This is a genomic window from Enterococcus raffinosus (assembly GCF_019175485.1).
GTDB classification, from domain to species: domain Bacteria; phylum Bacillota; class Bacilli; order Lactobacillales; family Enterococcaceae; genus Enterococcus_A; species Enterococcus_A raffinosus.
This window is the reverse complement of the sequence record NZ_CP072888.1, coordinates 165,486-179,323: the sequence shown is the minus strand read 5'-3', so window position 1 is coordinate 179,323 and position 13,838 is coordinate 165,486. Positions and strand designations below refer to the sequence as shown.

Sequence of the window (13,838 nt, the reverse complement as noted above, 5' to 3'; positions counted from 1 at the left end):
CTCCAGTCATTACGTGACCAATCGAATCTCGTTTTACGGTCGGCACCGAAACAGCTACAATTTATAACGCCCTGAGCAGTAGAGGGCAAAATAAAAAGCCTAGCAATTGCTAAACTTGCAGTTCCGGTATTAATTGTTGTTTGGCTATTTCCATCATCCCGATAGCATTAGTTGATGTGGATTGAGTATAAAACGTACTAATGACTCCATCTGGATTAATACCGACTACTACAATGCTGTCGGCCTTCTCGAAAAAATCCTTCGATCCATCCATAAACTCAGCGTTTGTCACTCCGCGCTCTTTCTTTTGCTTTAATTCAAAAAAAGTCCATTCGGCAACCTCCACTTTAGTGTGTCAATTTCCTCTCTTATCTCGATATATCTTTTTTAAATCTTGCCATCTCTTTTTATTCCCATACTTGATATCCTGATAATCGTCTAACGTTGCAGGAGTGTCGTCTTTTCCAACAACATTTTTTAGACGCTTGTATTCAAGTAAATCTTTCTTCTGATTCTGGATCTTTTTCTTTTGGATCTTTATTTCTTTGTCAGAATATTTTCCCTTAAGCTTTTTCATCCAATCATCGTAGGTATCACGTTGTTCAATGCTCATTGTTTTACCAGTAAATGGATCATTAGCAGCTCGTTTACCAGTCAATGATCGCTTGCCTATATAAGCAACTGCAATTGTTCGACACCAAGGATGGAACGGCGGGTATGTACCTGAAGCTCCATTCACTACAGCTTCGGAAACAAGATAAATCTTACCGTCTTTGTCCTGACAAATCTTTGAAGTTCTGAAATCCAAAACAGCTATAAGACGATACTCTTTTACGCCTCTATCGCGCCATGCTTTGAGCTTTGCTTGGTTTGCCATGTAATTGGCCTCAGTTCGAATTAAACGCTGCGCAACCCCAATTGAGCGGTCAAATTCGGCGGCTATCGCTTTAGCCATTTCAAACTCAGACATACCTGTCATTGACTCCACAGTAAACAACTCTTCAAGACGTTTGGCTAAAGCTTCGGTGTCCTTCCAAATCCGCTTTGAATAGTTTGATCCATGCCAATGAGAGTCAAGAATGTTCTTTGTGTATTTTGTCGAAAGCTCCTTAAACTCGTAATCAGTTGCCCTGTATTTAGGATCATTCCAAACCTCTATAGGAACGCCGCGCTTTTGGGCTTGATTGACCGTCTCTATCTTGGAGTCATATTGTTGGCCGTCCCAAACATTAATGAGCGAATCAGACTTTGCTTGATCAATCTGCTGAATCACGGCTTCTGCAGTAGCTTCATTGTATGAATCATGAATGACATCAACATAAAACTCAGTCGACTTATCCAGCTGTACATCAGCGATCTGTTTAGAAACTAAAAAAGACTTGGCTTTCAAGTCTTCGGCTCTTGTTATTCGCTCTTTAAAAGCTAGTCCATTCAATCGTTTTCTGGCTGATGCTTGGAGATCAGGATTAGATACATCATCAGCAAGTTTTCTAAGTTCTACCAGTTCGTCAGGCTGTACAGGTTGATTAAGCAAGGCTCTCGTTTCTTCTTCATCCATTCCTGCCCGTTGCTTTGCTCGACTGAATAAATTTCTAGCTTGTCTTGTTAAATAGCTTTGAGCTTGACGGTAGGCAGAAATAACTTTTTGTTCGACTTGTTGAGCGGCATCATTGATCTTTTTCTCTTGCTTTATACCGCGATCGAGCCAATAGAAGTCATTTTGTTTTTGTTTCTTTTGAGCCATTTAATCAGCTCCTCGTTTTGGTATACTTTCTTTATCAACGAGTGGTCCGTTGAAATTACTAATAAGGTGGTGTTCACATGAAAAAATCAGAATTTGATAAACTTTTTCAAGACGCTATTGAGGAAGTTCAAAAAGAAAATTTTTCTCAAGAAAACTTGTTCAGTAGATTAAAAGACTATGCTAATGAAAATGGCAAACTCGATTCCGATGGTAAGTTTCTTTTTTCTGTTATGGAATCTCAAGCATACACTCAGGACTTACTAGAAAAAGTTCTTTCTAAAGTCTTAATTGATGAGTAGATAGCTTTTGGGCTAGTTCTGATATTGATGTCGTTTGCTCCTTGCTACTCTCAATAGCTTGGAGCAATTCTGCTATTTCTTTCGGTTCCCCTTCAATTTGAATTTTCATCTTCGATCACCTCTACTTTTATATTTTCTGTATATTTTTGCTGAATATCAAACAAGCCACAAAGCAACGCTTCGACTAACGCATTATCAATTTCATTAGGATTCAAAATTGATACTCGCTGATCGTGTACCTTCACATAAGATTTGCATATCAATTGATTTGTAATGGTAATAAATAGCGTGGATACACCTGCACAAACAATATCTTTCCCAGGTTCAGCAAAATAGGCATGACCGGTAACTTCATACTCAATAAATGAGCCATTACTCTTTTTGAATGTTGCTTTGATCATTAGGCTAAGCCCCGTTTCCTGAAAATAATCCAATAACCAGTTTTAGAGCTTGGTCTTCGGTGAATCCATTCGCGATACATTCATCAAACATGAACCTACTTTGCTTGGCCACCATACTCAAGCCTTTCTGCGTCTCAAAAAAAGTTGTTTCCAAAGTTCTATTATTCTCATGTACTTCAGCAAGTTTCCTGTTAATTAGCTCATTCATCGTCATTCTCCTCTTCTCCTTCTGGCGGATCATCCAAATCTGAATTACTATCTTGTGCTTGAACGCCCATTGCTTTTTTCTGAAGCTCAATCTTTTCTTCTTTTTCCAAATTCAATTGCATAATAACTTCATCCACATCATCAATGTCTGGCAACCAACTAAGTAAAACCTTTAATGGTAAAATTCCTGCATTATACGCCGCTACAATCTGATTGATGATATCGCTGGTGTTCACCGGTAAATTAGGTTTTAGTTTAATCTTCGTACCTGTTGTATCTAATGATGAATCCTTAATTTTAAGGATGTTTTCGAATAGTTGTAGGCGTTGACGTAATCCCTTGATCATATACCGTGACTTAACTGACATCAGTTGCAATAAACCAAATAACTTATATTTCATTGCTTCCCCGCTAATATTTCCTGCAAATTTTTCATCGTTCATATTAGGGACATACGTTACCTTGTGGATATCGTCCAAGATTGCTTCTCTGAGAAGGTTTACCCCATCTTCATTTAGTTCCTTTGTTAAATAATCTGCGGCAACTTCGGGTGGTTTAGCACTTGTTTGAAGCATTTTTTCGCTCGCTAACTTCGCACCGTCACCATCTTGTAATGTAAACCCTCGGATAAATAGAATCGCGTCCACAAATGCTTCTTTGTCATTCAGACGATCTGATTCAAGCAAATTATATGCATCAATTAATGAAATGGCCTGTTCAAAATCACCTTGTTTTTCCTCGTTATTTCGATATTCAATCACTGGAACTTTTTTGAAGAAATGTTGTTTCGCATCAATTAGTAAATACTCTCCGAACCCTCTCGATTGTGTTTTATAAGTGATAACACGGTTATCGTTATAATATTTTACGATGTAATGGTCAATTCCACCTTGTAAGTCGAATACAGGTTGATAATGTACAGCAAATAGAGAATTTTTGTCCACAGTATCATCTGTAACTAAAAAGATTCCTCTTGGATCAATACATTTAATTCGTATTTCAGTTGAGTTCACTTCTTTCCCTCTTGCGAGATAAAGCAGTTCATAAGCAATGCCGAATGTAGACAAGTCTTTTTCAAGCTCTGTATCATGTGAAACGATATCCAATTCGTTATATACGTCCAATACAGGTTGGATATTTTTAGTTGCATCGGAAACATAGGAGATAGGATTACCAACCATGAAACCAACGTTCATATCAACTACATACTTCGCGTGATTGACAAGTATCTTATTATTTGGTGCAGCTTCATTTTCTTTCTTACGTTTTGTGATATCATGTTTGCCATCATAATAGTCCGATAGTTTTTCTAAACGTCTCAACATTTTCATATGCTCTTGTATACAATAATTAAGCAGTTCAGCAGTTGGATTGTTTAGATCTCCAGCTATTTCTCTGTTTACAACAATTGCCATTTTCTCACTCCTTTAGTTAAACCCGAATTGTACTTTTGGAGAAATAATTACTTTCACATTTCTCATGTCTTCGCTGAAGGCATATCGAGTAGCATCAATCGTATGATTGTCTTTATCTTCAAGTCTTGGTTTAGGATTTCCATCCTTATCTACTTGGTAATCTATATTTTCAAATTCTCTTGCAATATTGGGTGTTCGCAACGGGTCAATACAAATAAAATTTAGATCATCAAGCCACTCTTCACCATATTCGACTGAATCGGGGCCTTTCTTAACTCCTCTAATTCTCCGAATCTCATGCTCACTTTGAAGTTCAGCAATTGATTTAGGCTCAGCAGAATCGGCAAATATTTCATCCGATTGATACCCTTTTGCTTTTGCTTGATTTGAGAACTCTCGATTGCTCATTTTTACACCATAGATTTCATCTATAGCGTAAACCCCATTTTTCTTTTTGTCATAATGCCAACGAACGAATGCTAGCGGATCAGTAGCATATCCGAAATCGAGACCATTCCTGATGTTGTCAAAGTTCGCTACCATCTCATCCGTAATACTTCCTGGTTCTACTTGAAGATTATCGAACGGAACAACACCTGAACCGATGGCTTTGCCTAAATACTCCCAATCATAACGCCTCGAATTACGTTCTTTTGTTGCTTCTGCCTCTTCTATAAAGGCTTTAGCTATAAAGGGATTGTCTTTATATGTTGTATGGTGGACATACGTATTTTTTGGTTGAAAACTAGTCTCGTATTTTTTATTTACCCAACTTTGTTTTCTCTTCGGAGGGTTGTAGCTGTAAAAGAACTTATAAAAAAGACCATCTGCAAGCTCTCCACGTAAAAGGGAGTTTGTAATGGTCGTTACATCTTCTTCTGTTTTGAACTCTGCTAATTCTTCTATCCAAGCCATTGTGAAAGGAAATCTGCTATCCTTTAAAGACTTGATACGTTCTGGATTCTGTGCTCCACGAAAAGTAATATAGTTTCCTCTAGGCAGATATGTAATTCTCATTGGACTTTTATTGACCTTGAAATAGCTCGTTACCTGTTGTTCTTCGATTGCCCACTTCAATTGTTCAAAAACCGATAATTCAATTGTGTTGTCGACGAATCTGATAGCAACCGCGTTGACTGGATACCTCATGATTAATTGTATGATCACATGTGCAATATCAGAAGATTTACCTGAACCACGACCGCCTTTTTCAACAATATGAAGAATTTCTGGATCAATTGCTGCTCTCCACGTATTATGAAAAGCTTTTGGCAAATACTCAGATAGTTTAACCATCTGACTCACCACTGATATCATCCTCAAATATAGGTGGCTCAATTGCAGTGATTTCCTTCTTATCAACAGGAGCATATCCTCCTCGATCAAGAATATCTTTAGCTGCGTTAAAACGAACCATTTCTGATCTGGCCGCTAAAAGTTTCAACATTGTATTCAATGCTTTACCAGATGACTTACCCATAATAGTTTTTACATATTCATCATAAGCATGAGTGAAATCTTCGTCCTTTAGCCAGTTATAAAGTGTCTGTTCGCTTATCTTTAGTTCTTCAGCGATTTCAATCCGCTTTAAGGAACCTTCGAACAGTAATTCTATAGCCTTATTATGCCTCTTAGTAAGTTTCATAAAATCACCTCCAAACTAAAACAAACTAAACGTATTTCTTGATATTTTTTTGAATATGATCATCTTTCCAATAACCAAACCCACAATATACTAGCTTGCAATGATCAATCTCATCTGGCGTTGCTTCTCTGGTCATTTCTACAATTGAATACTTCGCCTTCATTTGAACAGACATAACTACACGTTTACGTTGTCCTTTCATCGGCGGCGGATATTTATTGTTTAGCGATACGTACCAGTAAGTTCTCATGTCGTTACTAATCCATTCGTACGTCCGAATAGTTTCTTGATACGGTCTAATACTTTCTTCATGGTCAATAATCACCTTTCATTGAAAAATAGAAAACGTGATGCTAAAATAATGTTTCTAAAAGTACTTCTTACATTTAGGCCGTTGCGGAAACAGCGGTCTATTTTTGTGTGCAAAATAAAAAGACCACTCAAAGAGTGATCTAATAAAAATCGGACCAACGCCACTAAAGCTCGCTAGTCCTACAAACAATGATTTGTTTTTTTTCCTTATGCATTAAGCAACCTACATAGCACCGTCATCGTGCTGATCCTCCACGTACCACTTATATCCTCGGTTGCATTAATTGACGTGGCCGGATTCGAACCGACATTGACCTACATAGCCTCTAAAGAGGACACACGTCAACTTGGAGGAGCTACCTCCTGCAAGCTTGCTTGTAATTGAGATTGACTTCTTCTGACGGTGCTAACTAAAGAAGTTCAGTACCTTTCGGCTCGGAACACAGTCTCAATCTCTAAGTCACTGGCAAGGATTCGAACCTTACATGCCTCAACTACTCATCGGAGCTAGACCTCATTCGTCAATAAGGCGGCAGTACATTTAGTTCTAGCTCGTCGGCTCGTGAATGCGTCTACCCTTTCCGCCACAGTGACATAAAGACGGCACGTGAACTTTAAACGGAAATGGAGTTTTTCAACTCCATTCATCTTTTATTTTTTTGCGTGCCGCCATTAAATCCACCAAGCTAGACGTTTGTATGTTAAGGAATATAAGGAGAAACTTCATGCCAATAAAGTTAGGTTGAGTCGTCTACTCGGTGGATTATCTACTCTATCATTTTATTACGGAAATATACGTGTTGTGTGTAGTCTTTTTACCCCGTTGTGTGCCGATTTTACGGTCACTTTAATTTAAGTCTTCTGGCTAGAGTTGTTACAATCATCGTGTCTTTTTTCTTACACGCATCTTCTGAAAGGTGAATCTGATTGCTAACCTTTACCCAATTAGGTAAATCTTTTGGTCTTCTGCATTGTTTTCCGTCATCACTCAGATATCTTGCCTGTAGCAACTCAACTGCATCATCACTTAAATCCTCAATAAGATTTTTGACAATCTCAACATGTCTTACAGTTGATAAGAACTCTTCATTTGTCCAGACTCTTTCCGCTTCTGCTTCTTGCGGGGCGATATTAGAGGATACGTGGGAACCACCGATATTTTCGTCTGCTTCTCGATAAGGATGTCTCAGACTCTCTTCGATGGATTTAATTTGCCTTGCTTCATAGTTATGACACCGTAATACTTTTCTTGCGTAATTCCTTGCTTCTTCACTGACTCTATAGAATTTCAATCACTCGACCTCCGTTACATTTTTATGCATACCCTTGTGTTGTCGCATATTTTTGCCAAAGTCCTTTTTCATAATTATTGCAACGATAAATCGTCCCTCTTAAACCACCATCACAGAAAACATAAATCAGTCCTTCGTGATGTTTATAGCACTTATAAACATCATCTAAAGTTATAGGCTCTCCAGTTTCATTTGGATAATCTACTCTTTTTAAGCCCCATGCTATTTCTAAAAATATCTCTATTGATTCACCAACTGGGCTTAGTCTTGTTTTTCCTATATTTTCCATAATTTATCACTCCTATTTTTTAGGTATATTATAATAATATTCTGATAAAGCTACGTAATAGGCTGAGTTAGATGAACTTTTTAATATCAAACTCAGCCATTAACATCTCCGTTTTTGGCATTACAAAGACTTCGCTATATTTTAAAAACTCTGTCGATTCATTTCGAATGAAATAGACTTCTTTGAATGTCCGTTCCAAACTATCACCGTGCAATATCACACCATTCATTCCACGAATAGCCATATTGAAGATTAAGAACGGAACGGCTCTATCTGACAGCTCTTCTACTTGATACCAATAGGCCCTTGAATCTAACCTATGTTCGCAAGCTTCAGCTCTGTTCTGATCCCATGCACTGATCAGTAAACCGCCTGACCCTGCTGCTGATTCGAAATAGGTTCTTGAATTTCCAGCCAGTTGATTTAATAGTTCGGCCATTGGTAATGGAGTAAAATCTTGATTAAATCTCTTACGTTCTGAATGCTCTTCTTGAAAATAATCGACAAACCAATCGCGATCTAATTCTTGTTCGATCTTTAAAAAATCATCAAATAATTTGACTCTTTCATCATTGTCTAGCATCTTTTTTAAAAGTGATTCCGGCGCCTTATAACTGTCATCGACTCCCAAAAGATCATTTACTATTTTGCTCGTTAACATATTTACGCCTCTCGTTTATATATTTTGTGCCAACCGTCTCTTTCTTTGTAAGGCATGCGTCTATAAGCAATTCCGTTTCTCGCACAATAAGAACGGACAGATTCATACTTTAAACCAAGTTTCATTGCGATTTCTTGAATGTACAATCCCTCTGAACTCAACTTTCTAATTTCATTATCATATTTTTTTAGGGTGCGGACTTTTTTAGTGATGTTTAGCGAACTTGCTTTTTTACAAACAGCATCTCCAGAACGTCCGATCCATTTACCTATTTCTTCCGCGGTTTTGTATAGATAATATTGTTTAATTATTTGAATTTCTCTGTCTGTATAATCGGGTTGAACTGAATCTAATTTCTCGTTCCTGCGCTTCATTTCATCCTTACGCCAATCTGTTATCTGTTTCGTAGTAACGCCTAAATACTCCGCAGCTGCTTTATAATTTGGTTCATCTTTACAAAAAATGTAGTAAAGCAAATAATCTTTTTGTTCCTCTGAAAATAATTTGCTTTTCCTCGCCACGACAATCACCTCACTATGCAATCTGCATCAGAACGCTCATCATCTTCTGATCGTCTTTTCTCTTTAATTCGTCTAAAACATGAGCGTATGTCTCTTGTGTCACTCCAACATCCGCATGCCCTAAGCGCGCTGATATTGTGTTGATTGATACGCCTTCAGCTAAAAGAACACTGGCATGTGTATGCCTCAAGGCATGCAATGTGATTTCTGTAATGCCTAGCTCCCTGCATTTTGACAATAGATAGTTCCCATAAGTTGAATTATGCTGCCTTTTGTATCGTCCATCAGATAGCTTTTCAATAAAAATAGGTTCATCAGATTCTAGCCCCTCTAAAAGAGGTTTAAACTGTCCGACGATCTGCCAATCAATAGCGATTTTTCTAATACTGCTTTCGGTTTTAGTCGTTTCAAAACCACCATTAGAGCTTTTGTAATTCCATGTTTTATTTATCGTCAACTGATTCGTAGTCCAATCGAAATCATCCGGCGTAATAGCTAATCCTTCTGCGAAACGCATTCCTGTTTTTGCTAGTAATAAGATGAACCAATCTTTATTGATGCCATGCGATAAATCCAAAGAGTGAACAAGTCTTGTCAATTCATCTTTCTGTAGAAACTTCATACGTTTCTTGCCAGGTTCTTTTCCTTTAATAACAGCGCGATACGTTGGGTCTTTATCAAGTACGCCATCGTGAAACGCGTCTAAGATGCACCCTTTAATGTTGTGGTGGAAATCAACGGTGGTTTGTTTCTCATGCGTTTTGGCATACTCGTTAATGATTTTTTGATACTCAATGCGATCAAAATTTGACATGAGTAATTTAGGACAAATCTTCCTTAATTGTTTGCCGGACATATAGTACTTACTAAGAGTGACTTGTTTTATTGCCCCGACCTTGTAGGTCTCAACCCATTGATCAAAATAATCGCAAAAGAGGATTTCTTTTTGTTTCTTTCTCGTCATAGGTTCTCCTTTCCTACTCTAATGGCGTGGTTACCGGAAAAAATTATCTTGAAAACTTGTATATTTTTTCAATTCATACAAATAAGATTCCATTTTCCTTTTTGTAAAACGATAAAGTCGTTTGTACTTTAAATGTGGAGCTGGAGGAAAGAAGTAGATTCCTTGCTCACCAATAGAAGCTTCACCGTTATTGTCTAGTTCCTTATCGTAATACTCCCGATAGTCATTCCCGAAAGTAGTTGCTTCCTTTGGTTCAATATAGCCCCACACATCTGCCGCAAGTTCAAAAAGCTCAGAATAATAATCATCAAAAGATTCTGTATCCATTTCTACGAAAAGTCGTACTGCAAAAGGTTTGCTTGATACATTTTCTAAGATAATCGATTTATCTTTTTTGAATCCGTGTATGAGAACTTCGTCTGTTTGTTCATCTAAAACGTAAATACTCATGTTTTTCACTCCTTTCCTACGTGAATGTGGTCGTTACTTAACTTCTGATAGCCACAGGCGACAGTAATGATCAAAATTTTTATCAATCCAATTAGCTATCGAGTCATCAGATATTTCTTCACTCGAATTGTTGAAATATGATTCTTCTGCTAAAGCTTGCTGTAAAGATTCATATCGTTTCAATGTCTGCAAAACCTCATTGGGTACACCTTTTATTAAGTCAGGAGTTTCTAAGTCCCAATGATTTTCAAGTAAAACTTCTGGGAAAAACTTTGCTAGTATTCGGATCGCTGAGTAATCGTCAGCAACTGTATTAAGCATATTGATTACAGCATCAGTAAATGGACTTACGTGACCGAAATTGAGAAGATTGTACTCCTCACGTAATCTTTCATACTCTTCAACTTCATCTTTTGATAGTTGCGCATTTCTCATAGAAATCCTCCTTTGTATCCTCCGTTAGCTGATTTTTTCCGCTTCTTCTGATTTCAATTCATAAATTATTTCTTTTTTCTCGAAATCTCTTGTCATCTTCAACCAATGTTCATTCCATTTTTCTCTAAAAGTTGCACGTAATGAAGCTTTAGGATTCTTGTAATGTTCAGAAACGATCGGAACATTTTTGATAATTTCATCCAGTGTTGCTGATCCATTCTGTTTCAGGTATTCTTTTACAGCACTAATCATAAATGAGTAATCTGTTATAGTTTCCCCGCCCTTAGAACCTCCGATATTCTTATGCGCATATGCTTTTATATGCCCTCTAAGTCCATATTGCTCAAACTTACCCTTTAGACGTTTCTTAGGTGCGTTATGGTTGAATTTCGCGTCATACGCTACTGACGCTATATACTTTGGATATGGTTCGTCATGATATTTTCTCCATAATTTTTCACTTGTCTTATTCTCGCTTACATAAATCAGTCCGATATTTTTTGGAGAAAGAAACTCGTGATAGATAAACCAGTGCGACGTTTTTACTTTTGGAACGGCAATATACACGAAATGACCCCATTGTGTAGCGTGATAAGCCTGTTCAATTACTTTGAAGTTTAGTGTTTTTTTCATTTCAACAATCACATCAGCACAACCTCTTAATCCAACTACATCAAAATTCATGATTTCTCCGTAAACGTTGCTACAACCCAGTTCTTCTAACAATAACTTTACGGGTTCAAACATATCTGTCTCTTTCAAATACTCACCTCAATTTCTACTTGATAGCCCCAAACTTGGGCTGTTTTCTCCTCTAGCTTACTTTCTGAGTAAAAAACCAATTATCTTCTTATAAACAGGGATCGATCTTTTTTCGAGTTCTTTCTGTTTCCAACAATAAAATTCGTTATCGTCAGTTAAATTTTCAATCTTAATACCTTTCTTTTTTTCAAACTTAGCTATTAGGCTCCATTCCAACTGGGCTGAGGGATTCATGATAAGATTTTTCTCGTCCTCATAACCTATCAAATTTTCTCGAATATCATTCTTGTACGTCAGTAGTCTTTCTGACAAGACCATTCATCTCCTTTAAAAAGATCTTCTATAGCCCATTTGTGGACTGTTTCCTCCGTTAGCTGACTAAGCATACCCTTGCGTGACCGCGTACTTTTGCCAGATGCCTTTTCCGTAATTTCCACAACGATATATTTCTCCGTTTAAGCCTCTGTCACAAAAAACGTAAATCATCATAGGGTGATCATTAAACGCTATATAAATATCCTCTAAAGTAAATTGATTTTTTTCATCAGCTGGATAAAAAACTCTTTCTAATCCGTTTGAATTCTCTAAAAAAATATCAACGGAACAGCCTAAACGATCAATAACCGTATCTTTAATATCTTTCAATTCTTACACTTCCTTTCCTATGCTAATGCCCCAGTTATATGAACTTTTAACACTTAAATTTGTCTATTTTAAGCAATAAAGCGCTCGTGAATCTGTTTAAAATCCATGCCACTAACATCAATGTAGCCCTGTGTTGTGCTGATCGAGCTGTGACCAAGAAATATCCTGACATTGTTGATTTCCATTCCTTGCTTTATCGCAAATGTAGCGGCTGTTCTTCGAAACTTATGTGGATGCGCGTGTCCAACACCTGCACGTTTTGCAATCTCTTTGACCATTTTTTGTATTCCATTAGCGGTCATTCCTGTTCCAACTCCATGTAATCCACAAATGATTGGACCCGTAAAATGTGGCTTCACTTTCAAATAGTTATCGATAGCTACTTTAGCTCTGGCATTTACGAAAACGCGGCGCTCCTTGTTCCCTTTCCCAATAACAGTTATCGATCCTGACTGCTGATCGTAGTTTTCCATAGATAACATTGTGAGTTCTGTCACTCGACAACCCGTCGATAGCAACAATTCAAATACTGCTTTCTCTTTTGGTTTGATACATGCATTCCGCATTAATTCAACTTCAATGGGCGTGAATGCCTTCTTAAGTCTCTTTTCGACTTTTATTGCTTCGACACGCTTTGCTGGATTCTTAGGAATATACTCCTCTTCGAACAGCCAACTATAGAACCTGCATATAGCGCCACGCTCACGGTTCAACGTCGCTTTTGATAAATGATGTTCCATATCCCTGCTTGCAATGTATAGCCGTATATCGTTAGTCGTAACTTCCTTGAAAGGTTTACGCATATAACGGTTGAAACGGTCCACTGTGCGCATAGCTAAATTGATCGTTCCATCCGCAAGCCCTCGCAATTTCATACTCACAAAATACTGCTTGTATGCTGCCAAATCTGAACTTTCGTCATATATGACAACCTCGTTCTTTGACTCCTCGATTCTAAACTTCGAAACATCCATTGTTAGGACTATTTTTAGCTTTTGAAGTTGCCTTACAGTCAACTCTGTTTCCATGTGGCGGACAACATTATTAATAAATTTTTCTGCAGGTTCCACGTTTACTCCTTTGAAGCTTTTTTCTGCCATGCGTTTGACAACCAAGCAGATCGAATCTCACTCCTGCACGGTTTGGTTTTCGCTTGAAGTCGGGATCAAGTGTTTCTCTATGAACCATGTGTTTGTCGCCGTTAGAATCCTCCACGATAATTATGTTTTTGTAGGGTTGATCTAGATATTCGATTTCTTCACCCACGATAGACTCGCCGTAGATATTTGCTATATGCATGCTAATCCTCCATTTCGTTTATCACATAGTTTCTTTCAATTCCGTATTTCCGCATCCATTGATAAATCGTTCCTTGGGACGCACCAAAATCTCGACTCGCTTTCTTCCAACCACCGCTTTTGTATGACTTTTCCAATTCTTCGGCAGTAGGAACCACTAGCTTTCTAAATTTTGGTAACTGGTGTTTGTGCCTCACATAAGCAAATATCTTACGATCAATCGTGTATACCTCATGGATCTGAGCTATTGTTTTTCCCTGTCTAATCATTTCAACTATTTTCTTCTCCATCCCTGGACGTTTGTTCAAATAGTCCTGATATTTTTCTTTTTTTCGATTTTGAGGAGTCGTCTTTGTCATCCGCTAATATGATTTTCATAAGCGTTTTATGCCTATCACTTTTTTCCCTGTCTAAATACCACTCTGGATCATTGATCAATAATAATAATTCGCCCCATGCCTGTTGCTGCGCTGGTGTTTTTCGGCTTCTCATATGAAC

At 37.7% G+C, this 13,838-nt stretch carries 23 protein-coding genes; 1 reads left to right on the top strand and 22 read right to left on the bottom strand.

What is annotated here, in order from left to right; all coding sequences use genetic code 11:
• Window positions 1–109 precede the first annotated feature (109 nt).
• Both J9537_RS01000 and J9537_RS00995 read right to left on the bottom strand, forming a co-directional pair.
• Window positions 110–292, bottom strand: a complete 183-nt coding sequence (locus J9537_RS01000) for a hypothetical protein (protein ID WP_245001270.1) — start codon at window positions 290–292, stop codon at window positions 110–112.
• A gap of 63 nt (window positions 293–355) precedes the next feature.
• Window positions 356–1,744 carry a minor capsid protein gene (locus J9537_RS00995; RefSeq protein ID WP_218256401.1) on the bottom strand — a complete coding sequence of 463 codons (1,389 nt, stop codon included), beginning with the start codon at window positions 1,742–1,744 and terminating at the stop codon, window positions 356–358.
• A gap of 77 nt (window positions 1,745–1,821) precedes the next feature.
• Between J9537_RS00995 and J9537_RS00990 the strand changes: the two genes are divergently transcribed.
• Window positions 1,822–2,043, top strand: coding sequence for a hypothetical protein (locus J9537_RS00990; RefSeq protein ID WP_218256400.1), 222 nt, complete (start codon window positions 1,822–1,824; stop codon window positions 2,041–2,043).
• A gap of 92 nt (window positions 2,044–2,135) precedes the next feature.
• On the opposite strand, the gene J9537_RS00985 is transcribed toward J9537_RS00990, so the two are convergent.
• The 20 genes from J9537_RS00985 to J9537_RS00890 all read right to left on the bottom strand — a co-directional run bounded on the left by J9537_RS00985 (window position 2,136) and on the right by J9537_RS00890 (window position 13,832).
• The gene (locus tag J9537_RS00985; protein WP_218256399.1) at window positions 2,136–2,444 is read right to left on the bottom strand and encodes a ribosomal-processing cysteine protease Prp; all 309 of its coding nucleotides are present in this window, start codon (window positions 2,442–2,444) and stop codon (window positions 2,136–2,138) included.
• Window positions 2,445–2,448: 4 nt separating this feature from the next.
• On the bottom strand, window positions 2,449–2,652 hold the full coding sequence (locus J9537_RS00980; protein WP_218256398.1) for a hypothetical protein: 204 nt from the start codon (window positions 2,650–2,652) through the stop codon (window positions 2,449–2,451).
• Entirely contained in the window at window positions 2,645–4,066 is a 1,422-nt protein-coding gene (locus J9537_RS00975) for a phage portal protein (RefSeq protein WP_218256397.1), read from the bottom strand. The genes J9537_RS00980 and J9537_RS00975 overlap by 8 nt, the downstream gene beginning before the upstream one ends.
• Window positions 4,067–4,078: 12 nt before the next feature.
• Window positions 4,079–5,362 (bottom strand): PBSX family phage terminase large subunit, encoded by a 1,284-nt coding sequence (locus tag J9537_RS00970; protein WP_245001305.1) that lies wholly within the window; start codon window positions 5,360–5,362, stop codon window positions 4,079–4,081.
• Window positions 5,355–5,711: a phBC6A51 family helix-turn-helix protein gene (locus J9537_RS00965; RefSeq protein ID WP_218256396.1), complete on the bottom strand. Its 357-nt coding sequence runs from the start codon at window positions 5,709–5,711 to the stop codon at window positions 5,355–5,357. The genes J9537_RS00970 and J9537_RS00965 overlap by 8 nt, the downstream gene beginning before the upstream one ends.
• Window positions 5,712–5,736: 25 nt before the next feature.
• Window positions 5,737–5,961, bottom strand: coding sequence for a hypothetical protein (locus J9537_RS00960; protein ID WP_218256395.1), 225 nt, complete (start codon window positions 5,959–5,961; stop codon window positions 5,737–5,739).
• Between the two features lie 904 nt (window positions 5,962–6,865).
• Entirely contained in the window at window positions 6,866–7,315 is a 450-nt protein-coding gene (locus J9537_RS00955; protein ID WP_218256394.1) for a hypothetical protein, read from the bottom strand.
• Between the two features lie 22 nt (window positions 7,316–7,337).
• Window positions 7,338–7,604 (bottom strand): hypothetical protein, encoded by a 267-nt coding sequence (locus J9537_RS00950; protein ID WP_218256393.1) that lies wholly within the window; start codon window positions 7,602–7,604, stop codon window positions 7,338–7,340.
• 67 nt (window positions 7,605–7,671) lie between these two features.
• Window positions 7,672–8,265, bottom strand: a complete 594-nt coding sequence (locus tag J9537_RS00945; protein ID WP_218256392.1) for an N-6 DNA methylase — start codon at window positions 8,263–8,265, stop codon at window positions 7,672–7,674.
• Window positions 8,266–8,267: 2 nt separating this feature from the next.
• Entirely contained in the window at window positions 8,268–8,786 is a 519-nt protein-coding gene (locus tag J9537_RS00940) for a hypothetical protein (protein WP_218256391.1), read from the bottom strand.
• A gap of 13 nt (window positions 8,787–8,799) precedes the next feature.
• Complete coding sequence (locus J9537_RS00935) at window positions 8,800–9,750, bottom strand: site-specific integrase (RefSeq protein WP_218256390.1); 951 nt, start codon at window positions 9,748–9,750, stop codon at window positions 8,800–8,802.
• Between the two features lie 30 nt (window positions 9,751–9,780).
• The gene (locus J9537_RS00930; protein ID WP_218256389.1) at window positions 9,781–10,200 is read right to left on the bottom strand and encodes a hypothetical protein; all 420 of its coding nucleotides are present in this window, start codon (window positions 10,198–10,200) and stop codon (window positions 9,781–9,783) included.
• Window positions 10,201–10,233: 33 nt separating this feature from the next.
• Window positions 10,234–10,635 carry a hypothetical protein gene (locus J9537_RS00925; protein ID WP_218256388.1) on the bottom strand — a complete coding sequence of 134 codons (402 nt, stop codon included), beginning with the start codon at window positions 10,633–10,635 and terminating at the stop codon, window positions 10,234–10,236.
• A 24-nt stretch (window positions 10,636–10,659) separates the two neighbouring features.
• Window positions 10,660–11,397, bottom strand: a complete 738-nt coding sequence (locus J9537_RS00920; RefSeq protein WP_218256387.1) for a hypothetical protein — start codon at window positions 11,395–11,397, stop codon at window positions 10,660–10,662.
• Window positions 11,398–11,454: 57 nt separating this feature from the next.
• Window positions 11,455–11,709: a hypothetical protein gene (locus tag J9537_RS00915; protein ID WP_218256386.1), complete on the bottom strand. Its 255-nt coding sequence runs from the start codon at window positions 11,707–11,709 to the stop codon at window positions 11,455–11,457.
• Between the two features lie 66 nt (window positions 11,710–11,775).
• Complete coding sequence (locus tag J9537_RS00910) at window positions 11,776–12,042, bottom strand: hypothetical protein (protein ID WP_218256385.1); 267 nt, start codon at window positions 12,040–12,042, stop codon at window positions 11,776–11,778.
• Between the two features lie 68 nt (window positions 12,043–12,110).
• Entirely contained in the window at window positions 12,111–13,112 is a 1,002-nt protein-coding gene (locus J9537_RS00905; RefSeq protein ID WP_218257301.1) for a tyrosine-type recombinase/integrase, read from the bottom strand.
• Window positions 13,087–13,341, bottom strand: a complete 255-nt coding sequence (locus tag J9537_RS00900) for a hypothetical protein (RefSeq protein WP_218256384.1) — start codon at window positions 13,339–13,341, stop codon at window positions 13,087–13,089. Before J9537_RS00900 ends, J9537_RS00905 begins: the two co-directional genes overlap by 26 nt.
• A gap of 1 nt (window position 13,342) precedes the next feature.
• On the bottom strand, window positions 13,343–13,609 hold the full coding sequence (locus tag J9537_RS00895; protein ID WP_185969649.1) for a hypothetical protein: 267 nt from the start codon (window positions 13,607–13,609) through the stop codon (window positions 13,343–13,345).
• A 1-nt stretch (window position 13,610) separates the two neighbouring features.
• Entirely contained in the window at window positions 13,611–13,832 is a 222-nt protein-coding gene (locus tag J9537_RS00890) for a hypothetical protein (protein WP_218256383.1), read from the bottom strand.
• Window positions 13,833–13,838: the final 6 nt, after the last annotated feature.